13 protein-coding genes and 1 pseudogene are annotated in these 21,599 nt (G+C 62.2%); 13 read left to right on the forward strand and 1 reads right to left on the reverse strand.

Features of this window, described 5'->3' with window-relative positions; translation table 11 throughout:
• Both H6B10_RS03615 and H6B10_RS03620 read left to right on the forward strand, forming a co-directional pair.
• The coding region (locus tag H6B10_RS03615; RefSeq protein WP_204649724.1) for a class I mannose-6-phosphate isomerase at nucleotides 1-1,019 on the forward strand (1,019 nt) is incomplete at its 5' end.
• Nucleotides 1,020-1,052: 33 nt separating this feature from the next.
• Entirely contained in the window at nucleotides 1,053-1,775 is a 723-nt protein-coding gene (locus H6B10_RS03620) for a GntR family transcriptional regulator (RefSeq protein ID WP_204649726.1), read from the forward strand.
• Nucleotides 1,776-1,779: 4 nt separating this feature from the next.
• Here H6B10_RS03620 and H6B10_RS03625 read toward each other — a convergent pair whose 3' ends face one another.
• Nucleotides 1,780-2,811, reverse strand: coding sequence for a LacI family DNA-binding transcriptional regulator (locus H6B10_RS03625; RefSeq protein WP_204649727.1), 1,032 nt, complete (start codon nucleotides 2,809-2,811; stop codon nucleotides 1,780-1,782).
• A 319-nt stretch (nucleotides 2,812-3,130) separates the two neighbouring features.
• On the opposite strand from H6B10_RS03625, the gene H6B10_RS03630 reads away from it, so the two are divergent.
• The 11 genes and pseudogenes from H6B10_RS03630 to H6B10_RS03680 form a co-directional block, all read left to right on the forward strand.
• Nucleotides 3,131-4,102, forward strand: coding sequence for an ABC transporter permease (locus H6B10_RS03630; protein WP_204649729.1), 972 nt, complete (start codon nucleotides 3,131-3,133; stop codon nucleotides 4,100-4,102).
• Between the two features lie 15 nt (nucleotides 4,103-4,117).
• Nucleotides 4,118-5,083 (forward strand): carbohydrate ABC transporter permease, encoded by a 966-nt coding sequence (locus H6B10_RS03635; protein ID WP_204649731.1) that lies wholly within the window; start codon nucleotides 4,118-4,120, stop codon nucleotides 5,081-5,083.
• A gap of 61 nt (nucleotides 5,084-5,144) precedes the next feature.
• Nucleotides 5,145-6,650 (forward strand): ABC transporter substrate-binding protein, encoded by a 1,506-nt coding sequence (locus tag H6B10_RS03640; RefSeq protein WP_204649733.1) that lies wholly within the window; start codon nucleotides 5,145-5,147, stop codon nucleotides 6,648-6,650.
• 215 nt (nucleotides 6,651-6,865) lie between these two features.
• Nucleotides 6,866-9,262 (forward strand): hypothetical protein, encoded by a 2,397-nt coding sequence (locus H6B10_RS03645; RefSeq protein WP_204649735.1) that lies wholly within the window; start codon nucleotides 6,866-6,868, stop codon nucleotides 9,260-9,262.
• Between the two features lie 30 nt (nucleotides 9,263-9,292).
• Nucleotides 9,293-10,282 carry a glycoside hydrolase family 130 protein gene (locus H6B10_RS03650; protein ID WP_204649738.1) on the forward strand — a complete coding sequence of 330 codons (990 nt, stop codon included), beginning with the start codon at nucleotides 9,293-9,295 and terminating at the stop codon, nucleotides 10,280-10,282.
• A gap of 65 nt (nucleotides 10,283-10,347) precedes the next feature.
• Nucleotides 10,348-11,751 (forward strand): sulfatase-like hydrolase/transferase, encoded by a 1,404-nt coding sequence (locus H6B10_RS03655; RefSeq protein ID WP_345941700.1) that lies wholly within the window; start codon nucleotides 10,348-10,350, stop codon nucleotides 11,749-11,751.
• A 62-nt stretch (nucleotides 11,752-11,813) separates the two neighbouring features.
• Nucleotides 11,814-14,915, forward strand: a complete 3,102-nt coding sequence (locus H6B10_RS03660; RefSeq protein ID WP_207751566.1) for an alpha-mannosidase — start codon at nucleotides 11,814-11,816, stop codon at nucleotides 14,913-14,915.
• A gap of 54 nt (nucleotides 14,916-14,969) precedes the next feature.
• Nucleotides 14,970-16,799, forward strand: coding sequence for a glycoside hydrolase family 20 zincin-like fold domain-containing protein (locus tag H6B10_RS03665; RefSeq protein ID WP_204649741.1), 1,830 nt, complete (start codon nucleotides 14,970-14,972; stop codon nucleotides 16,797-16,799).
• Nucleotides 16,800-16,817: 18 nt separating this feature from the next.
• A complete protein-coding gene (locus H6B10_RS03670) occupies nucleotides 16,818-18,098 on the forward strand; it encodes an MFS transporter (RefSeq protein WP_204649744.1) in 1,281 nt (426 codons plus the stop codon).
• A gap of 24 nt (nucleotides 18,099-18,122) precedes the next feature.
• On the forward strand, nucleotides 18,123-20,726 hold the full coding sequence (locus H6B10_RS03675; protein WP_204649747.1) for a glycoside hydrolase family 3 C-terminal domain-containing protein: 2,604 nt from the start codon (nucleotides 18,123-18,125) through the stop codon (nucleotides 20,724-20,726).
• A gap of 134 nt (nucleotides 20,727-20,860) precedes the next feature.
• Nucleotides 20,861-21,599 (forward strand): annotated as a pseudogene (locus tag H6B10_RS03680) (phospho-sugar mutase); the annotation flags it as partial.

Raw genomic sequence — 21,599 nt, forward strand, 5'->3', positions numbered from 1 at the left:
ACCCGGGCGTCTGGGGCGGCAACTGGATGAAGGACCATTTTGAACTGCCGGAAAACGGCAGCAACTATGCCTGGAGTTTTGACGGCGTACCCGAAGAAAACAGCCTGCTACTGGATTTTGGCGGCCACCTGATCCAGACCCCGGCGCTGAACCTGGTTTTGCAGCAGCCCCGGGCCCTGCTGGGCGACCGCGTCCATGCCCGTTTCGGCAAGGAGTTCCCCATCCGGTTTGATATGCTGGACACCATCAACGGGCAGAACCTCTCCCTGCAGGTCCACCCGCTGACCGAGTACATCCAGCAGAATTTCAACATGCATTACACCCAGGACGAGAGCTACTACATCCTGGACGCCCAGGAAGGTTCCTCGGTCTGGCTGGGTGTGCGGGAAGGGGTGGACCCCGCCGCCATGGAAGCGGACCTGCGCCGTGCCCAGGCCGGGGAAGCACCGTTCCCTGCCGAAAAATACATCAACCATATCCCGGTGAAAAAGCACGACCACATCCTGATTCCCGCCGGTACCACCCATTGCTCCGGCGCCGGCACCATGGTGCTGGAGATCAGCGCCACGCCCTACATCTTTACCTTCAAGCTGTGGGACTGGGGACGTCTGGACCTGGACGGCAAGCCCCGCCCCATCCATCTGGATCACGGCATGGCCAACATCCAGTGGGACCGGGATACCAAGTGGGTACACGAGAATCTGGTAGGCCAGACCACCGTGGTGCATCAGGACGAAAACGCCCTGGTGGAACGCACCGGCCTGCATGAGCGGGAATTCATCGATACTTTCCGCTACACCACCGCATCGTCGGTGACGGTAGCGCGCAACGGCAGCGTCCATGTGCTGAACCTGGTGGACGGTGCCCGCGCCCGGCTGGTCAGCCCGGACGGCGCCTTTGCCCCCTTTGAACTGCACTATGCCGAAACCTGCATCCTGCCCCAGGCGGCGGGCGATTACCGCATTGAAGCACCCGACGGTGCCGAAGTAAAAATGATCGTGGCCTGCGTGCGCAACTGAGGCGGCGCATGCCACCCGGAAGGAGGCCTTCTGATGGCAAAAGCACTACACGAACAGGCCGCGGATTATATCCGCAGCCGCATACAGTCCGGCGAATATCCCGTAGGCAGCCAGATCCCCACCGAGAACGAGCTGTGCACCCTGCTGGGTGTCAGCCGCCCCACCCTGCGCCAGGCGCTGGACACGCTGGCCCGGGAAGGCTGCCTGCTGCGGATCAAGGGCAAGGGGACCTTTGTCACCGAGCCCAAAGTCACCCACGAATCCACCAGTTTTATTACCGGCTACCGCGCCGAGAGCGAGCGCAACCACCGCACCATGCGCACCCGTGTGCTGGACATAGCCCTGGAACGCGCCCCCGAAGCGGTGGCCCGGGCGCTGGAGCTGCCCGCCGGGGCCAAAGTGACCCGGCTGGTGCGGCTGCGCCATCTGGAAGGGTACCACAACAATGCGCCGGTGCTGTACACCACGCTGTATGTGCCCCACAAACTGTTCCCCGATATGGCGGAACTGGATTTTACCGATCTTTCCTTTTATGATGTACTGGCCAGCCGCGGGCTGGAGGTGCGCCATGCCAGCCGCCAGCTGGAAGTGGTGCCCCCGCCCGCCGAGGTGGCGGCCCGGCTGGAGATCAGCCCTTTTGAGCCCACTATCTTTATTACCTCCACCGGGCGCACCGGGGCCGGGCAGTGCATTGAATACACCGAGAGCTACTACCCTGCCGGCAGCAGCCGGTTCCTGATCGAGATCAACCGCTGAGGGGTCATTTTCCCCCGTGGCCTGCCAGCAGGCCGCGGTAGATCACGTCGGAAGAAACATAGCTGACCTCCTGGGCCAGACCGGGATGCTCCAGCAGGAACAAAATCTTGCTGGCCAGCCGGGCCCCCAGGGTCTTGGGGCGCACGTCCACCGTGGTGATGCGTTCCGCAACGTTGAGGTATTCGGCGTTGTTGTCGAAACCGGTCAGCGCAATACGGCCCTCCGGGTCGATGCCGTGTTCCTCAAAGTAACGCTGGATAAAATGGGCGATATAGTCACTGACGCAGACAAAACCGTCCGGCCGGGTGCCCAGATGTTCCAGAAAATAGCTGATCTCCTCGTAATGGGTGCGCAGACCCAGCGCACCGGTAAGGGAGAGAGTCGGGTCAGGGGTCAGGCCCCGCTGGGCATAGGCTTCCAGAAAGCCCTGGTAACGGTCGGTGTTGGTCTGGGCGTAGTATACGTCCCCCAAAAAGCCCAGTTTGGTGTGCCCGCGGTCTAGCAGACGCCCGGTAATTTCCCGGATGGGGGTGCGGCCTTCGATCAACAAAAGATCCCCGTGTAAACTGTCAAAGGGCATGGTGGGGATGGTATCCAGGTAGACTTTGGGCAGCGGCAGGTCGGCCAGCATCCGCAAAACAGGCTCCGCATACACGTTCAGCACGATGATCCCTTCCACCGAGCCGTCCGTCAGGCTGGTGGGCAGCGTATACCCCTCTTTATAGGAGGTAGGTAAATAGGTATACATTAAGTTAACGTTCTGCGAGGACAAATCCTTGGCGATCTGATGGATGATCTGCATCCAGAACAACGAGGATTCCGGCCGGCAGACCACCACCGCCACGTTGCGGCCGTGGGGATTTTCCGCGGCCGGCGCCGTGGCGGGTTGCTGCAAATAACCCATCTCACGTGCTTTTTCCTGGATCTGCTGGCGCAGCGCATCCGAAACGCCGGGGCGGTTGTTCAGCGCCTTCCACACCGAAACGCGCGAGGTTGACAAGGCGTCCGCGATATCCTGCATGGTTGGTTTACACATGGTGGCACACTCCATCTTTTTTCTTATCTATGTATACAGTATACTCCGCCGCCCGGCAAAAGGCAATACATTTGTTAACATTAGTTAACCTCCATTTTCTCCTTCGATGAGACAGCTTTCCCGTTTTTTGGAAAATGTCACAAAAAAATTACAACGTCAACAAAAAGTCTTGAAACTTGTGCAGTTTGACGGTTGACAAAGTCCTGGCAGACTGTTAATATTGAGTTAACAAACGAAAGAGCGTCGCCTTAACATGTTAACTCGTGTTAACGATGATACAATCGAAAGCCGGCGCAATTCATCGAAAGGAGCGTCCCACATGAATAAGGAGAAGACCGTAAGTTCCGCCGAGCCACGGCGCAAGCGCAAGCACTGGTCCCGTGACGACACTGAACTGACCCTGCTCGGTCTGCCTGCCACCATCTGGTTTGCCGTGTTCTGCTACCTGCCCATGTTCGGCTTGATCATTTCCTTCAAGGACTTCAAGCTGATCCCCGGCAAGGGCTTCCTGGCCAGCCTGTTCCAGAGCGAATGGTGCGGGTTCAAGAATTTCAACTTCTTCCTGAGCAGCAACACCTTCGGCATGCTGCTGCGCAACACCATCCTCTACAACCTGGTGTTCATCGTCATCAACCTGGTGCTGCCCGTCACGCTGGCCATCCTGATCAACCAGCTGTACTCCAAGCGGGCCTCCAAATGCTACCAGACCATGATGTTCTTCCCCTACTTCATGTCCTGGGTCGTGGTCAGCTACTTTGTGTACGCCTTCCTGAACCCCGACAAAGGCCTGGCCAACAACGTCATCACCTCTCTGGGCGGCGAAAAGGTCATGTGGTACTCCGCCCCCGTGTACTGGCCCTTCATCCTGGCGTTCATGTCCACCTGGAAGAGCCTGGGCTACAACATGGTCGTCTACCTGGCCAGCATCACCGGCATTGACAACACCCTGTACGAAGCCGCCATCCTGGACGGCGCCACCAAGTGGCAGCAGGCCAAGTACATCACCATTCCCTCCATCAAACCCATGATCATCATGATGTTCATCCTGAACATCGGCAAGATCTTCTACTCCGACTTCGGCCTGTTCTACCAGGTGACCCAGGGCGTGCCCGCCTCGCTGTACAACGTGGCCAGCACCTTTGACACCTTCATTTACCAGGCCCTGCAGAGCTCGGCCAGCATCGGCCAGACCGCTGCCGCCGGTTTGTTCCAGGCAGCCTGCTGCTGCATCACCATTCTGGTCGCCAACTTCATCGTGTCCAAACTGGACGCCGACAGCGCCATCATCTAAGGGAGGAGGAACAACATGACACTCGCCGAAAAACGCCAGGCCCGCAAAGCAGAAAAGGCCCTGGAACGGGAGGAAGCCCGTGCTACAGCGCACATGAACCAAATCAAGCCGCTGACCAACGCACTGTTCAACGTACTGTTCGCCATCCTCTCCTTCATCTGCCTGTTCCCCGTATTTTACGTGGTGATGATCTCGGTCAGCTCGGAGGAATCCATCCGTCTGAACGGCTACGCCCTGTGGCCCGAGACCTTCTCCAACAGCGCTTACATGTTCCTGTGGAACGAGCGCGGCACCATCTCGCACGCACTGCTGATCTCCGTGATCGTCACCGTGATCGGCACGGTGCTGGGTGTTCTGCTGACCACCAGCATGGGCTATGTGCTCTCCCGCCCGCAGTACCGTCTGCGCAACTTCTTCAACTGGGTGGTCTTTATCCCCATGATCTTCAACGGCGGCATGGTTGCCAACTACGTGGTCGTGGCCAACATGCTCCACCTGAACGATACCCTCTGGTGTCTGATCCTGCCGCTGGCCGTTTCCAGCTTCAACGTCATTATCTCCAAGACCTTCTTCCGCACCACGATCCCCGACTCCATCATTGAGTCCGCCAAGATCGACGGTGCGTCCCAGCTGACCATCTTCAGCCGCATCGTGGTGCCCATCTCCAAGCCTGTGTTCGCCACCATCGGTTTGTTCCTGACCTTCGGCTACTGGAACGACTGGTTCCAGTCCAGCTTGTACATCTCCAAGAACAACCTGATCAGCCTGCAGGCCTTGCTGAACAACATGATGAAGAACCTGGACTACATCGCCAACAACCCCTCTGCCGGCCTGAGCCTGCAGCAGTACCGCAACTCGATGCCCTCTGAATCGGTGCGTATGGCCATCGCCGTCGTCATCGTCATTCCCATCGCCTGCGCGTACCCCTTCTTCCAGAAGTACTTCATCTCCGGTCTGACGATCGGCGCCGTCAAGGGCTAAGATCCCCTTACATCCCATGGTTTTCCGTTTTGGAACGACACTATAAAAAAGGAGTAACAACATGAAAAAGCTCAACAAAGCACTTGCTCTGGGCATGGCCGGCGCGATGTCGCTGAGCCTGGCCGCCTGTGGCGGTTCCACCAGCAGCTCCGCTGCCGCGACGGGTGATACCGCCGGCACCACCGATGAAGTGGTTACCCTGACCTGGGTTACCGTTGGTAACGGTCAGCCCACCAACTACGATGCCTGGCTGGCACAGATCAACCCCTACCTGGAAGAGAAGATCGGCGTCAACCTGGACGTTCAGGTCGTTTCCTGGGGCGACTGGGACAACCGCCGCAACGTTATCGTCAACACCAGCGGTGAGTACGACATCCTGTTCACCAACATGAACACCTATGTCAACGACGTGCACATCGGCGCTTTTGCCGACATCAGCGAGCTGGCCAAGACCGCTACGCCCGACCTGTACGCCTCCATTCCCGAAGATTACTGGGAAGCCTGTGAGGTTGGCGGCAAGCTGTACGGCGTGCCCACCTACAAAGACTCCTCCATCTCCGAGTACCTGGTCTTCGACAAAGAGCTGGCCGAAGGCACCGGTTACACCATCCCCGAATCCCTGGCCATGTCCGACCTGGGCACTCTGACCGATACCCTGGCCGCCATGAAGGACACCAAGGGCGAAGCTTCCTTCCCCATGAACAAGAACGGCGCCACCTGGGTTGCCTTTGAGTACGACAACATGGGCACCGGTCTGCTGCCCATCGGCGTGCGCTACAACGACACCACCGCCACCGTTGTTCCCGTTCTGGAACAGGAAGACATCCAGGCTTCTCTGGACACCTTCCATGAGTGGTACCAGGCCGGCATCATCAACTCCGATGCCGCCACCAAGCCCGAAGAGAACGCTTACAAGCCCTGCAGCGTAGCACAGGGTTGGTCCGGCGCCGCCATCACCAGCTGGGGTCCCCAGATGGGTGTTGAGGCTGCTGCCACCAAGCTGGGCCCCACCATCATCTCCAACGACACCGTCCGTGGTTCCATGAACTGCATCTCCGCCAACTGCGCTCACCCCGAGAAGGCTCTGGAACTGCTGCAGCTGGTCAACACCGACAGCTACGTCCGCGACCTGCTGTACTACGGCGTGCAGGGCGAGAACTGGGATTACACCGACGACACCAAGCAGTGGGTCCACAAGAACAACGCTGACTGGACCATGGCCGGTTACACCCAGGGCAGCTTCTTCACCGTTACCCCCAGCGACGAGTTCGACTTCAACCAGTACGACGAGGTCAAGGAACTGAACGAGAACGCCGAGGCTTCCGTGCTGCTGGGCTTCACTCTGGACACCACCAACTTCAAGGATCAGCTGGCCAACTGCGTCTCCATCTACGAGCGCTACAAGGGCGAACTGCTCTCCGGCACCCATCCCACCGATGAGATCGTACCTCAGATCATGAGCGAGCTGCGTGCCGCCGGCTTTGACGACATCGTGGCCCAGTGCCAGGAGCAGGTCGACGCCTTCATCGCCTCCAACGGTGCTGCCACTGCCGAAAGCGCCGAATAAGACCGACTGAACTTTATCCGTAACCCACCCCCCTCTACATGTAAGGCCGTCGCTCAGCGCGGGCAGGAGAAAACACACGAAGCGGCATTCCATTGCATCGCCGCCTTTTGATCGAACAAAGTATTGTCATGATCAGCGTTTTCACCGGTCCGCCCGAGCGACGGCCCTTTTTGATGAACACAGTGTCAAAATTTTAAGAAATGAGGCCGCGCCCCATGAAACAGCATTCTATCCGCACGGTATATGCCGTGCACCATTCCCATACCGATATCGGCTATACCGATCTGCAGGAGCATGTCATTGACCTGCAGGTGGACTATATCCGCAGTGCCCTGCGCCTGATGCAGGACCCCGCCAATGCAGATTTCCGCTGGAACTGCGAGACCCTCTACTGTGTGGAGGAGTTCTTCAAGGCCGCCACGCCCGAAGAACAGCAGCAATTCCTGGATCTGGCCGCGGAGGGCCGCCTGGGGCTTTCGGCCAACTACCTGAACTTCACCGACCTGCTGGACTGCGGCATCTTTGCCCGCCGCCTGGCCGCCTGGCGGGAACGGTTTGCCCAGGCAGGCATCACCCTGAACACCGCCATGTGCGCCGACATCAACGGCCTGTCCATGGGGCAGCGTGATGCCATGCTGGACAACGGCATCCAGTTCCTGTACACCAACATCCACTGCCACCACGGCATGTACCCCCTGTACCAGAACCAGAACGCCTATTTCTGGGAGAATGCCGCCGGCCGCCGGATGCTGGTCTGGAACGGCGAGCACTACAACCTGGGCAATGTGCTGGGCCTGCGCCCCAACCACATTCCCAACTTCATGACCCAGGACCGTCTGGGCAGCGGCCCCGCCCCGCAGGATGATGTGGAAGCCCTGGCCCAGAACCTGGACAACTACCTGAGCGAGTGCGAGGAGAACGGCTACCCCTACGACTTCATTCTGGCGTCGGTATCGGGCGTATTCAGCGACAACGCACCGCCGGAGCCGCTGATCCTGCAGACCATCCAGGGCTATAACCAGAAGTACGGCGACACCGTAGAGGTGCGGATGGTCAGCCTGCAGGAACTGTACGCCGCCATTGCCCCCAAACTGCAGGGTGCGCCGGTCTACCACGGCGACCTGAACGACTGGTGGGCCAACGGCGTGGGCTCCACCCCCTATGCCGTCAAGCATTACCGGGACGCCTGCCGCAGCTATGAACTGGCCCGCCGCCTGGACCCCCAGCTGGAGGCCCACGACCCCGTCCTGACCCGTGAGGCCGAGGACAGCCTGCTGCTCTACGCCGAGCACACCTGGGGTCATTCCGCCAGCATCACCAATCCCTACGAGTCCATGGTGCTGGATCTGGACAGCCGCAAGAACGGCTACGCCAGCCGCGCCCACGAGGCAGCCGCCCGCATGCTGGGCCGCATTGCCCGGGATCAGGGGGATATTCTGCGCTACTACGCCACCGACGGCGCCATCCGTGTGCAGAACCCCACCGCCCACCAGGGCCCCATGGCGGTGGAATTTTATGTGGAAACCCTGCCCGCCGGGCTGCCTGACGCAGTGATCCGCACCGAGGACGGCCGCGAACTGTGCTGCCAGGTCAGCCCCCATCCCCGCGGACGGCGCATTTCCTTCGTGGATACCTTTGCGCCCGGGGAGGTAAAGCGGTATACTTATCATAAGAAAGCCGCCGAAGAACAGCGGCTGAACACCCGCCACTGCTATGTGGGCGCCGAGCGCATCCGGGATATTGTGAACGACTTTGATCCCGTGACCTACCGCCTGCCCTACGAGTTCGAGAACCAGTTCTTCCGCCTGGAATATCAGGTAGGCAAGGGCCTGTGCCGCCTGTACGACAAGCGCAGCGGCCGCGACCTGCTGCCGAAGGAAGGCGTACCCTTCTTTACACCGGTGTATGAGTGCACCCCCGTGCGCCCCGGCATCACCGATGTGTACGAGGAGCGCCGCCTGCTGGGCCGCAACATCCGCGGTCAGCACGCCAAGCAGTACCCCGCCGTGCTGGAGGAAGTGGTCTGCGAGGAACGGGGCCCGGTGTTCACCATCCTGCGGCTGCGCGGTTCCATGACCGGCAGCGTGCACTGCGATGTGGTGCTGAAACTGTACGAGGATCTGCCCCGCATCGACCTGCGGCTGGAACTGGGCAAGACCCTTTCCACCGACATTGAAAGCGTCTATCTGCCCCTGACCCTGGACCTGCCGGACCACGAGCTTTGGCTGCGCAAGGGCGGCCGCGAGGCCATGCGCCCCGGCGTGGACCAGCTGCCCGGCACCAACATGGAGTACAGCATGAGCGACGACGGCCTGGCCTGGGTTGGCGAAGGCGGCGGCGTGCTGCTGGCTGCCATGGACACCCCGCTGTACTATTTCGGCGAACTGCGGCACCATCCCATCCGGCTGTGTGAACGCGCCGCCGAGGACAACCACCGCCCGGTGTGGAGCTGGCTGATGAACAATACCTGGGAGACCAACTTCAAGCTGGATCTCTCCGGCTTTGCCGAGTACCGCTACACCCTGTGGCTCACCGAAGAAACCGACCCCGAACGTGCCCTGGACAGCCTGCATGAGCAGATGTTTGCCCCGGTGGTCCGCATCGTGGGATAACCTTTCACCCCAAATTCAGGAGGTAATCGTATGGCTAAAATCATTGGTAACGCACTGCCCAACATTCCCTGGCAGGACCCGCCCGCTGTGACCCGCACCCCGCTGTGGCGCTACGACGGCAACCCCATCATCGGCCGGGACGGCAACAAGCGCTCCAACAGCGTATTCAACAGCGCCGTGGTGCCCTTTGGCGACGGCTTTGCGGGCGTGTTCCGCTGTGACAGCCTGTCCATCAGCATGGATATCTTTGCCGGCTTCAGCAAGGACGGCATCCACTGGACCATCGACGACGAGCCCATCCACCTGGTGGGCGATGACCCCGAGGTCACCAGCCGGGAATACCGCTATGACCCCCGCGTCTGCTACATGGACGGCAAATACTATGTAAGCTGGTGCAACGGCTACCATGGCCCCACCATCGGCCTGGCCTGGACCGAGGATTTCAAGACCTTCCACCAGCTGGAAAACGCCTTCCTGCCTTACAACCGCAACGGCGTTCTGTTCCCCCGCAAGATCCAGGGCCGCTACATGATGATGAGCCGCCCCAGCGACACCGGCCACACCCCCTTTGGCGATATCTTCGTCAGCCAGAGTGAGGATATGATCTACTGGGGCCGCCACCGCTACATGATGGGCGCCGTCAAGGGCGACGAGTCCGCCTGGCAGAGCCTGAAGATCGGCCCCGGCCCCATTCCCATCGAGACCGATGAAGGCTGGCTGCTGATCTACCACGGCGTCATCAACACCTGCAACGGCTATGTGTACCGCATGGGCGCCGCCCTGCTGGACATCGACGAACCCTGGAAGGTCAAGGCCCGCGGCAAGGACTACATCCTGGCCCCCCACATGCCCTATGAGTGCATGGGCGACGTGCCCAACGTCACCTTCCCCTGCGCGGCGCTGGCGGATGCCGAGACCGGCCGCATCGCCGTCTACTACGGCTGCGCCGACACCGTCACCGGTCTGGCCTTCACCACCGTGGACCGGGTGCTGGATTACATCAAAGCCAACTCTTTCTGAGTTCCGGCGTTCACGCTCCGCCTGAGAAAGGAGGGACCCGTCTGCCGAAAGATAATATTCTGCTGATCACTACCGATCAGCAGCGGTTCGACACCATTCAGGCGCTGGGCAACACCAGCATCTACACCCCGCACCTGAATTATCTGTACACCCAGGGCACCGCCTACACCCGGTGCTACGCAGACTGCCCGCTTTGTGTGCCCTCCCGCACCACGCTGATGACCGGCCAGCCCGGCTACGCCAGCGGTGTGGTCACCAATGCCACCCATGAGCAGGTCATGCGGCAGGCTACCGCCGAACGGCGGACCCTGGCCGCCCTGCTGACCGATGCAGGCTACCAGACCAAAGCCATGGGCAAAATGCACTTTGACCCGGTGCGGGCCTGCTACGGGTTTGAAAGCATGACCCTGCCCATTGACTACCTGCGGGAATGCGAAAAGCGCGGCACGGTACGCCCCAAGGTACACGGTGCCATGGAATGCGAACTGGTCCCTGCCCTTTCCACCGTGGACACCAAGGACAGCATTACCACCTGGATCGCAGACGGGTCCATCGATTTTCTGGAAACGCGCGACCCGCTGCGGCCCTTCTTCCTGTGGACAAGCTTTACCAAGCCGCACCCGCCCTTTGATCCCTGCCGGGATTTCTGGGATTTGTACGACAGCATCCCCATGCCGGAGCCCATCTACGGCGACTGGTCCCGGGACCTGGCCGCCGCACCCCAGGGCTTTTTGGCCGGCAGCTACGAAAACACCGACGTACACCTGTACAGTCCCCAGCAGCTGGCCAACACCCGGCGCGCCTACTACGCCATGATCACCCAGGTGGATTACGCCCTGGGACGGCTGTTCGCCTGCCTGCGGGAAAACGGCCTGGATCAGAACACCTGGGTCATCTTCACCTCCGACCATGGAGAGATGCTGGGCGACCATCACATGTCCCAGAAGAACCTCTTCTTTGAAGGGTCCGCCCATGTGCCCTGCCTGATTCTGCCGCCCCGGGGCCGGGGATTGCCGGTAAACCGCCGGGTGGATACCCTGGCACAGCTTTCGGATATTTACACCACCATTCTGGGGATCGCCGGGGTGCCGGCGCCGCCCCAGGCGGAGGGCATCGACCTGCGCGATGCCTATGCGGAACGCACCTTCTACGGCAACAGCCTGGATGTGAACTTCTGCATCATGCGGGACGGGTTCAAGCTGGTGTACAGCGCCTGCGGCGACCACACTTTGCTGTTTGATATGCGCCGCGACCCGCTGGAACAGCAGGATCTGGCCAAACTGCCTGCGTACGCGGACATCCGCCGGGAACTGTGGGAGGATCTGCTGATCCATACCGCCCGCACCCGCCCCCAGGCGCTGGAAAACGGGTATTTCCGGACCCGTCCGGCCCCCGAATTTCCCGGGGATGTGGATTTCCGCTGGCTGGGCTTCCACTATAAGGATTACCGCTTCGATGTATTCCATTGATCGGCGCCGCCGGGCGCACTGCGCCCCGGCACGCCCCAAACACTGAAAAGGAAAAAGAATCTATGCGTACTATTGATTTTCTTGACAAACGGATCAACGGCATCTGCACCGAACTGCAGAAGCTGTCCGTAAAGCAGAAATTCCCCACCGACAACTGGCTGTACAAACCGGGCAACTTCCTGCGGCCGGAGGACGCCGACGCGGACGCTGCCCCCTGGGAACCCTTTGACTGCCGCACCATGCACTGGTACGGCCCCGACAAGCACTACTGGTTCCGCGCCGATGTGACGGTCCCCGCCGAGATGGAGGGCAAGCCCCTCTGGATGCATGTATGCACCCAGATCGACGAATGGGACGACGCCAAGAACCCCCAGTTCCTGCTGTTTGTGAACGGCGTGGTGACCCAGGGCATCGACATGAACCACCGGGATGTGCTGCTGGACCGCTGCGCCAAGGCCGGTACCCAGTACCGCCTGGAACTGCAGGCTTACACCGGCATCCTGCACACCGAGTTCAACCTGATCGTGGACCTGCGGGAAGTGGATCCCGAGATCGAAGGGCTGTACTACGATATGGTGGTGCCGCTGCAGGCTTTCCCGCGGTTGGATGAGGACGGCAAGGCCCGCCGGGATCTGGAGCGGGTACTCAACGAGGCCGTGAACCTGCTGGACCTGCGCACCCCCTACAACGAAAGCTTCTACGCCAGCGTGGCCGAAGCCCGCAAGTACCTGGCCCAGGCCCTGTACACCGATCTGGCCGGCCACGACGAAGTGATCGCCAGCTGCATCGGCCACACCCACATCGACGTGGCCTGGTGGTGGACCGTGGCCCAGACCCGGGAAAAGGTCTGCCGCAGCTTTGCCACCGTGCTGAAGCTGATGGAGGAATACCCCAACTACAAGTTCATGTCCAGCCAGCCCCAGCTGTACTACTTCCTGAAGCAGCGCTACCCCGAGCTGTTTGAGCAGATCAAGGCCCGGGTGGCCGAAGGCCGCTGGGAACCGGAAGGCGGCATGTGGGTAGAAGCGGACTGCAACCTGACCAGCGGCGAAAGCCTGGTCCGCCAGTTCCTGTACGGCAAGCGCTTCTTTAAGGAAGAATTCGGCCTGGACAACCGCATCCTGTGGCTGCCCGACGTGTTCGGTTACTCCGGTGCGCTGCCCCAGATCATGAAGAAGTGCGGCATCGACTACTTCATGACCACCAAGCTGGCCTGGAACCAGTTCAACAAAATGCCCTACGACACCTTTATGTGGCGCGGCATTGACGGCACCGAGATCCTGACCCACCTGGTCACCACCCTGGGCGTGGGCCAGGACGAGAAGGACTTCTTTACCACCTACAACGGCATGCTGCACCCCGATGCCATCATCGGCGGCTGGCACCGCTACCAGCAGAAGGACATCAACAACGATATCCTGGTCTGCTACGGCTACGGCGACGGCGGCGGCGGCCCCACCCGCGCCATGCTGGAAACTTCCACCCGTATGGAAAAGGGCGTGGAAGGTCTGCCCAAAGTGCGGCAGGTATTCTCCCGCACCTTCTTTGATGAGCTGAAAGACCGTGTTGCCGGCAACCGCCGCCTGCCCACCTGGGAAGGTGAGCTCTACTTTGAGTATCACCGCGGCACCCTGACCTCCATGGCCCGGAACAAGCGCTCCAACCGCAAGGCCGAGCTGCACATGATGGACCTGGAACTGCTCAGCGTACTGGCCGCCCCCGAGGTCGCCTACCCCACCGAGGCCATCGACCGCCTGTGGCACGGCATCCTCATCAACCAGTTCCACGACATCCTGCCCGGTTCCTCCATCCATGAGGTGTACGAGGTCACCAAGAAGGAATACGAGCAGATGGAAGCCGAGATCGGCACCCTGCGCGACGAGCGCCTGGCGGCCCTGACCCCCGCCGGCGAGGGTGTGACGGTGTACAACACCACCGGCTTTGCCCGCAACGACGTGGTGGCCCTGGGCGACTGCAAAGCCGCTGCCCTGGCCGACAACGACGGTTACATTTACCCCGTGCAGCAGACCGCCGAGGGCGCGGTGGCCTTTGTGGCCAACCTGCCCGGCAAGGGCCGCAAGACCTTTGCGCCCGCCAAGGCCGAAGCCGCTCCCGCCCGGTTCACCCTCTCGGAAGACGGCCACACCCTGGAGACCCCCTTCTACACCGTGCGCTTTGACCAGCAGGGCGGCATTGCCGGTTTGTTCGACAAAGAGAACCGCCGCGAAGTGCTGCAGGCCGGCAAGACCGGCAACCTGCTGCGGGTGTTCGAGGACAAGCCCATCTACTACGACAACTGGGACATCGACATCTACTACACCGAGAAATTCTGGGATGTTACCGACCTGAAGGCCTTTACCTGGACCGAACAGGGCCCGGTGCGCGCCACCCTGCACATTGAGCGCGCCTTCAGCAACTCCACCATTTCCCAGGATATCCACTTCTATGCCGACATCCGCCGCATCGACTTTGTGACCACCGTAGACTGGAAGGAACACCAGCATCTGCTCAAGGTGCAGTTCCCCTGCAACGTGCACACCGACGAGGCCACCTTCGAGGTGCAGTACGGCAACCTGACCCGCAAGACCCACACCAACACCAGCTGGGACCGCGCCCGGTTCGAGAGCTGCGGCCAGAAGTGGGCCGACCTGTCCGAAGGTCACTACGGCGTCAGCCTGCTGAACGACTGCAAGTACGGCCACTCCGTCAAGGACAGCTGTATCAGCCTGACCCTGATCAAGTCCGGCATTGAGCCCAACCCCACCACCGACCAGGAAGTACACCACTTCACCTACGCCCTGTACCCCCACGCCGAGACCTGGCGCGCCGCGGGCACCGTGCGGGAGGCCTTCTTCCTGAACCAGCCGGCGCTGGCTGTGGCGGGCGGCACCCCGGGCGACACCTTCTGCCTGGCTGCCTGCGCTGCCCCCAACGTGGTGGTGGAGACCATCAAGCAGGCCGAGGACGGTGACGGCATCATCGTGCGTATGTACGAGAGCGAGAATGCCCTGACCGACACCGTGCTGCACTGGGGCCGCCCCGTGACCGAGGCTGTGAGCTGCGACTGCATGGAGCAGCCGGACGGCGAGCCGGTCACCGTGGAAGCGGACGGCATCCACTTTACCATCAAACCGTACGAGATCAAGACGCTGCGCATCCGGTAAGCGCGCAGCGCCCCACACACAACAACAGGCCGCAAGGCCGCGAGGATATTTCCTATGGCTATGGAATTTTTACCGCAGCCCAAACGGGTCGAGGCCCGTTCCGGAGCCCTGACCCTGACCCCGCATACCCGCATTGTTCTGCGCCCCGGCACCGCGCCGGAGGCCCTGGTTTACGCGCAGATGCTGCGCGACGCCGTACATGACCAGGCCGGGCTTTGCCCGGCCCTGGGCCGCGGCGAAGCCGCCCCCGGCGACATCGCCCTTTGCATCGACACCGCCCTGCCCGCCGCCCATTACACCCTGACCGTGACCCCCGAAGGGGCGGTCATTGCCGCCGGGGACGATGAGGCCCTGTGCAACGGTGTGCAGACCATGATCCAGTATCTGGAGCAAAAAGGCGCCGTGCTGCCCGCCCTCCTGCTGGAGGACTGGCCCGACCTGCTCAACCGCGGGTATTATCAGGACTGCTCCCGCGGGCGGGTACCCACCCTTGCCTACCTCAAACGGGTGGCCGACCTGCTCTGCCGCTACAAGATCAACCAGTGGCAGCTCTACATCGAGCACACCTACCTCTTCCGCGATCTGTCCGAAGCATGGCGGGACGATACCCCGCTGACCGCCGACGACATCCTGGAACTGGACGCCTACTGCGCCGCCCGCCACATCGAGCTGGTGCCGTCCCTGTCCACGTTCGGGCACATGTACAAGATCCTTTCCACCAAGACCTGCTGCGACCTCTGCGAGCTGCCGGATTCCGAAAAGATCCCCCACAGCTACACCTATGCCGGGGCGCACCATACCCTGAACGTTTCCCATCCGGATGCGCTGGACTTCATCAAGAAGCTCATCGACGAATACCGGCCGCTGTTCCGCTCCAACAAATTCAACATCTGCGCCGACGAGACCTTCGACCTGGGCAAAGGCCGCAGCAAGGCCCTTGCCGACGAACTGGGCGAGAAGGCCCTCTACGTCCGCCATGTAAAAGCCCTTTGCGAGTACCTGGTCAGCCAGGGCTGCATCCCCATGTTCTGGGGCGACATCATGTGGCGGTTCCCCCAGAGCTGCGCCGAACTGCCCAAGGAGACCATCTGCCTGAACTGGGGCTACCTGCCCAACCAGCGGGAGAACGAGATCCGGGATATTGCCGCCAGCGGCATCACCCAGTATGCCTGCCCGGGCGTCTGCGCCTGGAACCGCTGGGTACCCCTGTACCGGTACGCCTACTCCAACATCCGGGCCATGTGCCACCATGCCCACAAGTACCATGCCATCGGTCTTTTGAACACCGACTGGGGTGACTACGCCCACATCAACGACCCGCGGCTGACCATTCCCGGCATTTTGTACGGCGCCGCCTTTGGCTGGAACGCCCAGCCGGTGGAGATGGACGAGCTGAACGAGGCCGTCTCCCGCATTGGGTACGGCGACACCAGCGGCCAGCTGATGGCCGCCATGACCGACCTTTCGGACCACGAGATCTTTGACTGGCAGCATGCCGTCAACTGGATGGACGGGGACGAGGCACGCCGCGCCGAGCTGCTGGCTGAGCTGGACCTGACCCAGGTACCCGCCGCCAACGCCGCCGTGGCCGATGCCCTGGCCCGGGTGCTGGCCTGTGCGCCCACCATGCCCGCCGGCCGCAAAGAGATGCTCAGCCTGGCCAGCGTCACCGCCGAGAGCGTGACCATCTGGAACGAGATCGGCGCTTGGCTGGCCGGACCCCGCACCGAAAACCCGGCTCTGGCCGCCCGGCTGGAGCACTGGTACCACCTCTACCTGGCCCAGTGGCGCCAGGTCAGCCGCGAGAGCGGACTGCCCAACCTGACCCGACTGATCGTGCGGTATGCCGATCTGTTGCGCGGGCGGCAGCTCCGGGCGGAGTAAACCGCCGGGAGGCTTTCGATGGGCTTGTTCCGTCAACTGTTTTTTCCGCCTGAACCACCCACCGAAACACAACTGGAGGCCGGCCGCCACGCCCTGATTACCGAGGGCGCCGTGGCCGCCGTCCTCTACTCGGTGGGTACCGGTAACTTTCTGGCCGGTTACCTGAGCCAGCTGGGCGCTTCCATCTCTTTCTGCGCCTTTGTGGCCATGATCCCCCAGCTGGGCTGCGTACTGCAGTTTTTCTCCCCCTTTTTGTTTGAGCGCATCCACCACCGCAAACTGTCCATCTGGCTGTTGTGCGTGGTCTACCGGTTCGCCCTGGCGGCGGTCTTTCTGGTGCCCCTGGCGGTGCCGGGCCACAGCCAGGCCCGGTGGGTAGTGCTGGCGCTCTACACCGTATCCTTTTTTGCGGCCGGCGTGGTCACGCCGGGGCTTTCCCACCTGACGCTGGGTCTGGCGCCGGAGGGGCGGCGGGGCGCCTTTTTTGCCCGCAAGGACATTGCGGCCGTCTGCGTCAACAGCGCCGCCACCCTGGTGCTGGGCCGCCTGCTGGACCGCTTTACCCGGGGCGGTGACCCCGACACCGGCTACCTGCTCATCGGCATCGTCTGCACCCTGCTGGCCCTCTTCGACGCCGTACTGCTGGCCCTGGTCCATGAAAACCCGGTGGCCTTTGTGAGCAAGGTGCGCCCTGCCGACATTCTCCGCCCCGTGCGGGATGCCTCCTACCGGCCGCTGCTGCTCTACTGTATTCTGGGCGGCCTGCCGGGCGGGCTTTCCACACCCTTCCTCTCGGTTTACCAACTGCGGGTGCTGGGGCTGAGCCACAGCTTCATCACCACGGTGGGCGTGGTTTCGGCGGTAGCCGGTATGGCCGGCAGCTGGTACTGGGGCCGTCTGGCCGATGCCGCCGGCTGGCGCCGGGTCATCTGGCTGACCGCCGGCATCAACCTTTCCTGTACGCTGGGCTGGGCCTTGATCCGCCCCGCCTGGGCCCCCTTTACCGCTCCTGTGCTGATGGTCGCCACCGCTGCCTGCAGCAGCGGCGCCACCATTGCCAGTATGAACCTGCAGTTTGCCTCCAGCCCTGCCAACGCCAAGACCACCTACATCAGCGTAACTTCGGCATCGGCCAGCATTGCCGCCTGCCTGATGGCCAGCGTGGGCACCACCGTGCAGCCCATGCTGGAAACCGTCTTTGGCAACGGCAGCATCCCCTGCCTGTTTTTGCTGGCCGGGCTGCTGGGCTTTGCCAACCTGGCCGTCAACGGCCGCAAACTGCCCAATACCAAATCCTGATTCCTTATGGGAGGAATGTTTTCGATGTTCCCTTACCAAGATGCAAAACTGCCCATTGAAGAGCGCATTGACGACCTGCTGGGCCGGATGACCCTGCGCGAAAAGATTTTGCAGACCGACCAGTATTTCTCCGGCGACTTTACCGCCCAGGACGAAAACGGCCAGGTGACCGCCATGGACCTGGACCGGCTGGACGCCCTGCTGCAGGGCTGCAGCGTGGGCAGCGTACAGCTGCGCGGCATGGACGCCGCCCAGGCCAACACGGTGCAGCGCTACGCCATGGAAAAGACCCGGCTGGGCATCCCGTTTTTGTTCAGCGAGGAAGCCCTTCACGGTCTGATGACCAACCGCGCCACCAGCTTCCCCCAGCAGCTCGGCCTGGCCGCCACCTTTGACCCGGAACTGGGCCGCCGGATGGGCCATGCCATTGCCACCGAGACCCGCGCCATGGGCATCCACGAAACTTACAGCCCCGTCATGGACCTGATCCGCGACCCGCGCTACGGCCGGGGGGAGGAATCCTACGGCGAGGACACCCACCTGTGCGGCGAATTTGCCCGGGAAGTGGTGCGCGGCATGCAGGGCGACGACCTGACCGCCCCCGATGCCATTGCCGCCGAGCCCAAGCACTATGTAGGTTACGGCAACCCGGTGGGCGGCCTGAACTGCGCCCCCTGCACCATGGGCCGCCACGATGTGTTCAGCGACTGCCTGCCGGTGTTTGAAGCGGCTTTCCGGGACGGCGGCGCCGTGGACGCCATGTGCAGCTACAACTCCATCGACAGCATCCCTGTTTCGATGGACCACGAACTGCTCACCGACGTACTGCGCGGCCAATACGGCATGCGCGGCTTTGTGCGCACCGACCTGACCGCCGTTTCCCGCCTGTATGACTGGCACTTCATTGCCCCCACCCCGGAGGAAGCCATCCGCCTGGGTGTGGAAGCAGGCGTGGACCTGCAGCTGTACGACTTCCCCCACGATGTATGGCAGGACTCCCTGCAGCATCTGGTGGAAAGCGGCCGTATGGATGTTTCGGTGGTGGATACCGCCTGCCGCCGGGTGCTGCGGGTCAAATTCATGCTGGGCCTGTTTGAGCACCCCTACACCGACGAACGCCGTGCCGAAACGGTGCTGCGCTGCCCCGACCATCTGGAGTTGGCCCGGCGCATTGCCCGGGAAAGCGTGGTACTGCTGAAAAACGACGATCTGCTGCCCCTGCGCAAGGACCTGGACTGCATCGCCGTTATCGGCCCCGGCGCCGACGAGGCCGCCCTGGGCGACTACTCCGAAGCGCGGGGACGCACCGGCCAGGTGACCGTGCTGGACGGCATCAAAGCCGCCGTCAGCCCCAAAACCAAAGTGCTGCACGCCCGCGGCTGCAACTTCCTGGGCCAGGCCCTGCATCCCTTTGACCCCGGTATGCTCCAGGACGAGGAGGGCAACGCCGGTCTGACCGGCCGCTATTACAACGGCCCCCGGCCCGAAGGCACCCCCGTGCAGACCCGCAACGACCGCACGGTGAACTTCAACTGGATCTTCGCCCTGCCCCACCCCGAACTGGACGCCCACTGCTTCAGCGTGGCCTGGACCGGCTACGTCTGCATGCCCAAGACCATGGACGGCTGCATCGGCCTGAGCACTCAGGACAGCATGCGCCTGTACATCGACGATGAACTGGTCATCGATGGCTGGGGCCCCGACAAGAGCGCCGACCGGGCCCTGGACTTCCACTTTGAAGCGGGCCACCGCTACAAGGTCCGCATTGAATTTACCAACGACCGCCGCGGCGCCCGTGTCATCTTCGGCTACAGCGCCGGACGGGAGGACTTTGACGCCGCCGTGGCCGCCGCCCGCCAGGCCGATGTGGCCATCCTCTGCATGGGCGACAACGAAGAGACCAGCGGTGAAAACTTTGACCGTACCAGCCTGGACCTGCCCGGCCGTCAGCTGGAACTGGTAAAGGCCGTTTACGAGACCGGCACCCCCGTGGTGCTGCTGCTGCAAAGCGGCCGTCCCGTAAGCGCCAACTGGGAGAACGAGCACCTGCCCGCCATTCTGGAAGCCTGGTTCCCCGGGGAACAGGGCGGCGCCGGCATTGCCGACGTGCTGTTCGGTGACGCGGGCCCCTCGGGCCGGCTGCCCATCACCTTCCCCCGCAGCGTGGGCCAGGTGCCCTGCCATTACAGCCGCCGTCCCGGCGGCGGCAAGCGCTATGTGGAGATGGACTGGCTGCCCCTGTATCCCTTCGGCTACGGTCTGAGCTACACCACCTTTGCCTACCGCGACCTGACCCTGGACCGCACCGAGATGGACCCCGGCGACACCGTGCAGGTATCCTTCACGGTGGAAAACACCGGCACACGCCCCGGCGTGGCGGTTCCCCAGGTGTATGTGCGGGATTATTTCAGCTCGGTGGTCAAACCCGAACGGCAGCTGGCCGCCTTTACCCGGGTGGAACTGGCCCCCGGCGAAAGCCGCCGCGTCAGCCTGCCGGTGGGCACCCGCGCTTTGCGCACCCTGGGCCCCGACTATGTCTGGCGTGTGGAACCCGGCGATTTTGAGATTCAGCTGGGCGACAACGCCGAGAACATCCTGCTGCGCACCAATCTGACGGTACGCGGCTGATCGGTCCCCGATTTTTTTCAAAAAAGCCACAGGCGGACCGTGTGCAGCGGCCCGCCTGTGTGGTATAATGGCGGTAACCTGGAATATTTCCTGGGGGCTGCCCCCATCCATCATCATCAGGAGGGACTTTATCCATGTCTACCATCGAAACTCGTTATAAGGCCTGGCTGGCCCAGCCCGGCCTGCCGGAGGACCTGGCCGCCGAACTGCGCGGCATTGCCGGTGACGCCGATGCCATCAATGACCGTTTTTACCGGGACCTGGAATTCGGCACCGGCGGCCTGCGGGGCGTGATCGGCGCCGGCACCAACCGGATGAACGTATACACCGTGCGCAAGGCCACCCAGGGCCTGGCAGACTACCTGAACGGCACCGACCTGCCCAAAAAGGTAGCCATTGCCCACGACAGCCGCCACAAGGGCGATCTGTTTGCCCGGGAAGCCGCCCGGGTACTGGCTGCCAACGGCATTACCGCCTGCCTGTACCCCCGGCTGGAGCCCACCCCCGCCCTGTCCTGGGCGGTGCGGTACCTGGGCTGCGGCGCGGGCATCTGCGTAACGGCCAGCCACAACCCCGCCAAGTACAACGGCTACAAGGTCTACGGCGCCGACGGCTGCCAGATCACCCTGGAAGTGGCCGAAAAGATCCTGTCCGCCATTGAAGCGGTGGATATTTTTGACGGCGTAAAACTGGTCGATTACGACACCGCCCTGGCCGACGGGCGGATCGTCCCCATTGGCGAGGACTGCATCGACGCCTTTGTGGACGCGGTCTATGCCCAGCGGGTGGGCGACGGCGCCGGCATTGCCGACCTGAAGCTGGTCTACACCCCGCTGAACGGTTCCGGCCTGGAACTGTCTCTTATACACATCT

The organism is Gemmiger formicilis (assembly GCF_016901605.1).
GTDB classification, from domain to species: Bacteria; Bacillota; Clostridia; order Oscillospirales; family Ruminococcaceae; genus Gemmiger; species Gemmiger formicilis_B.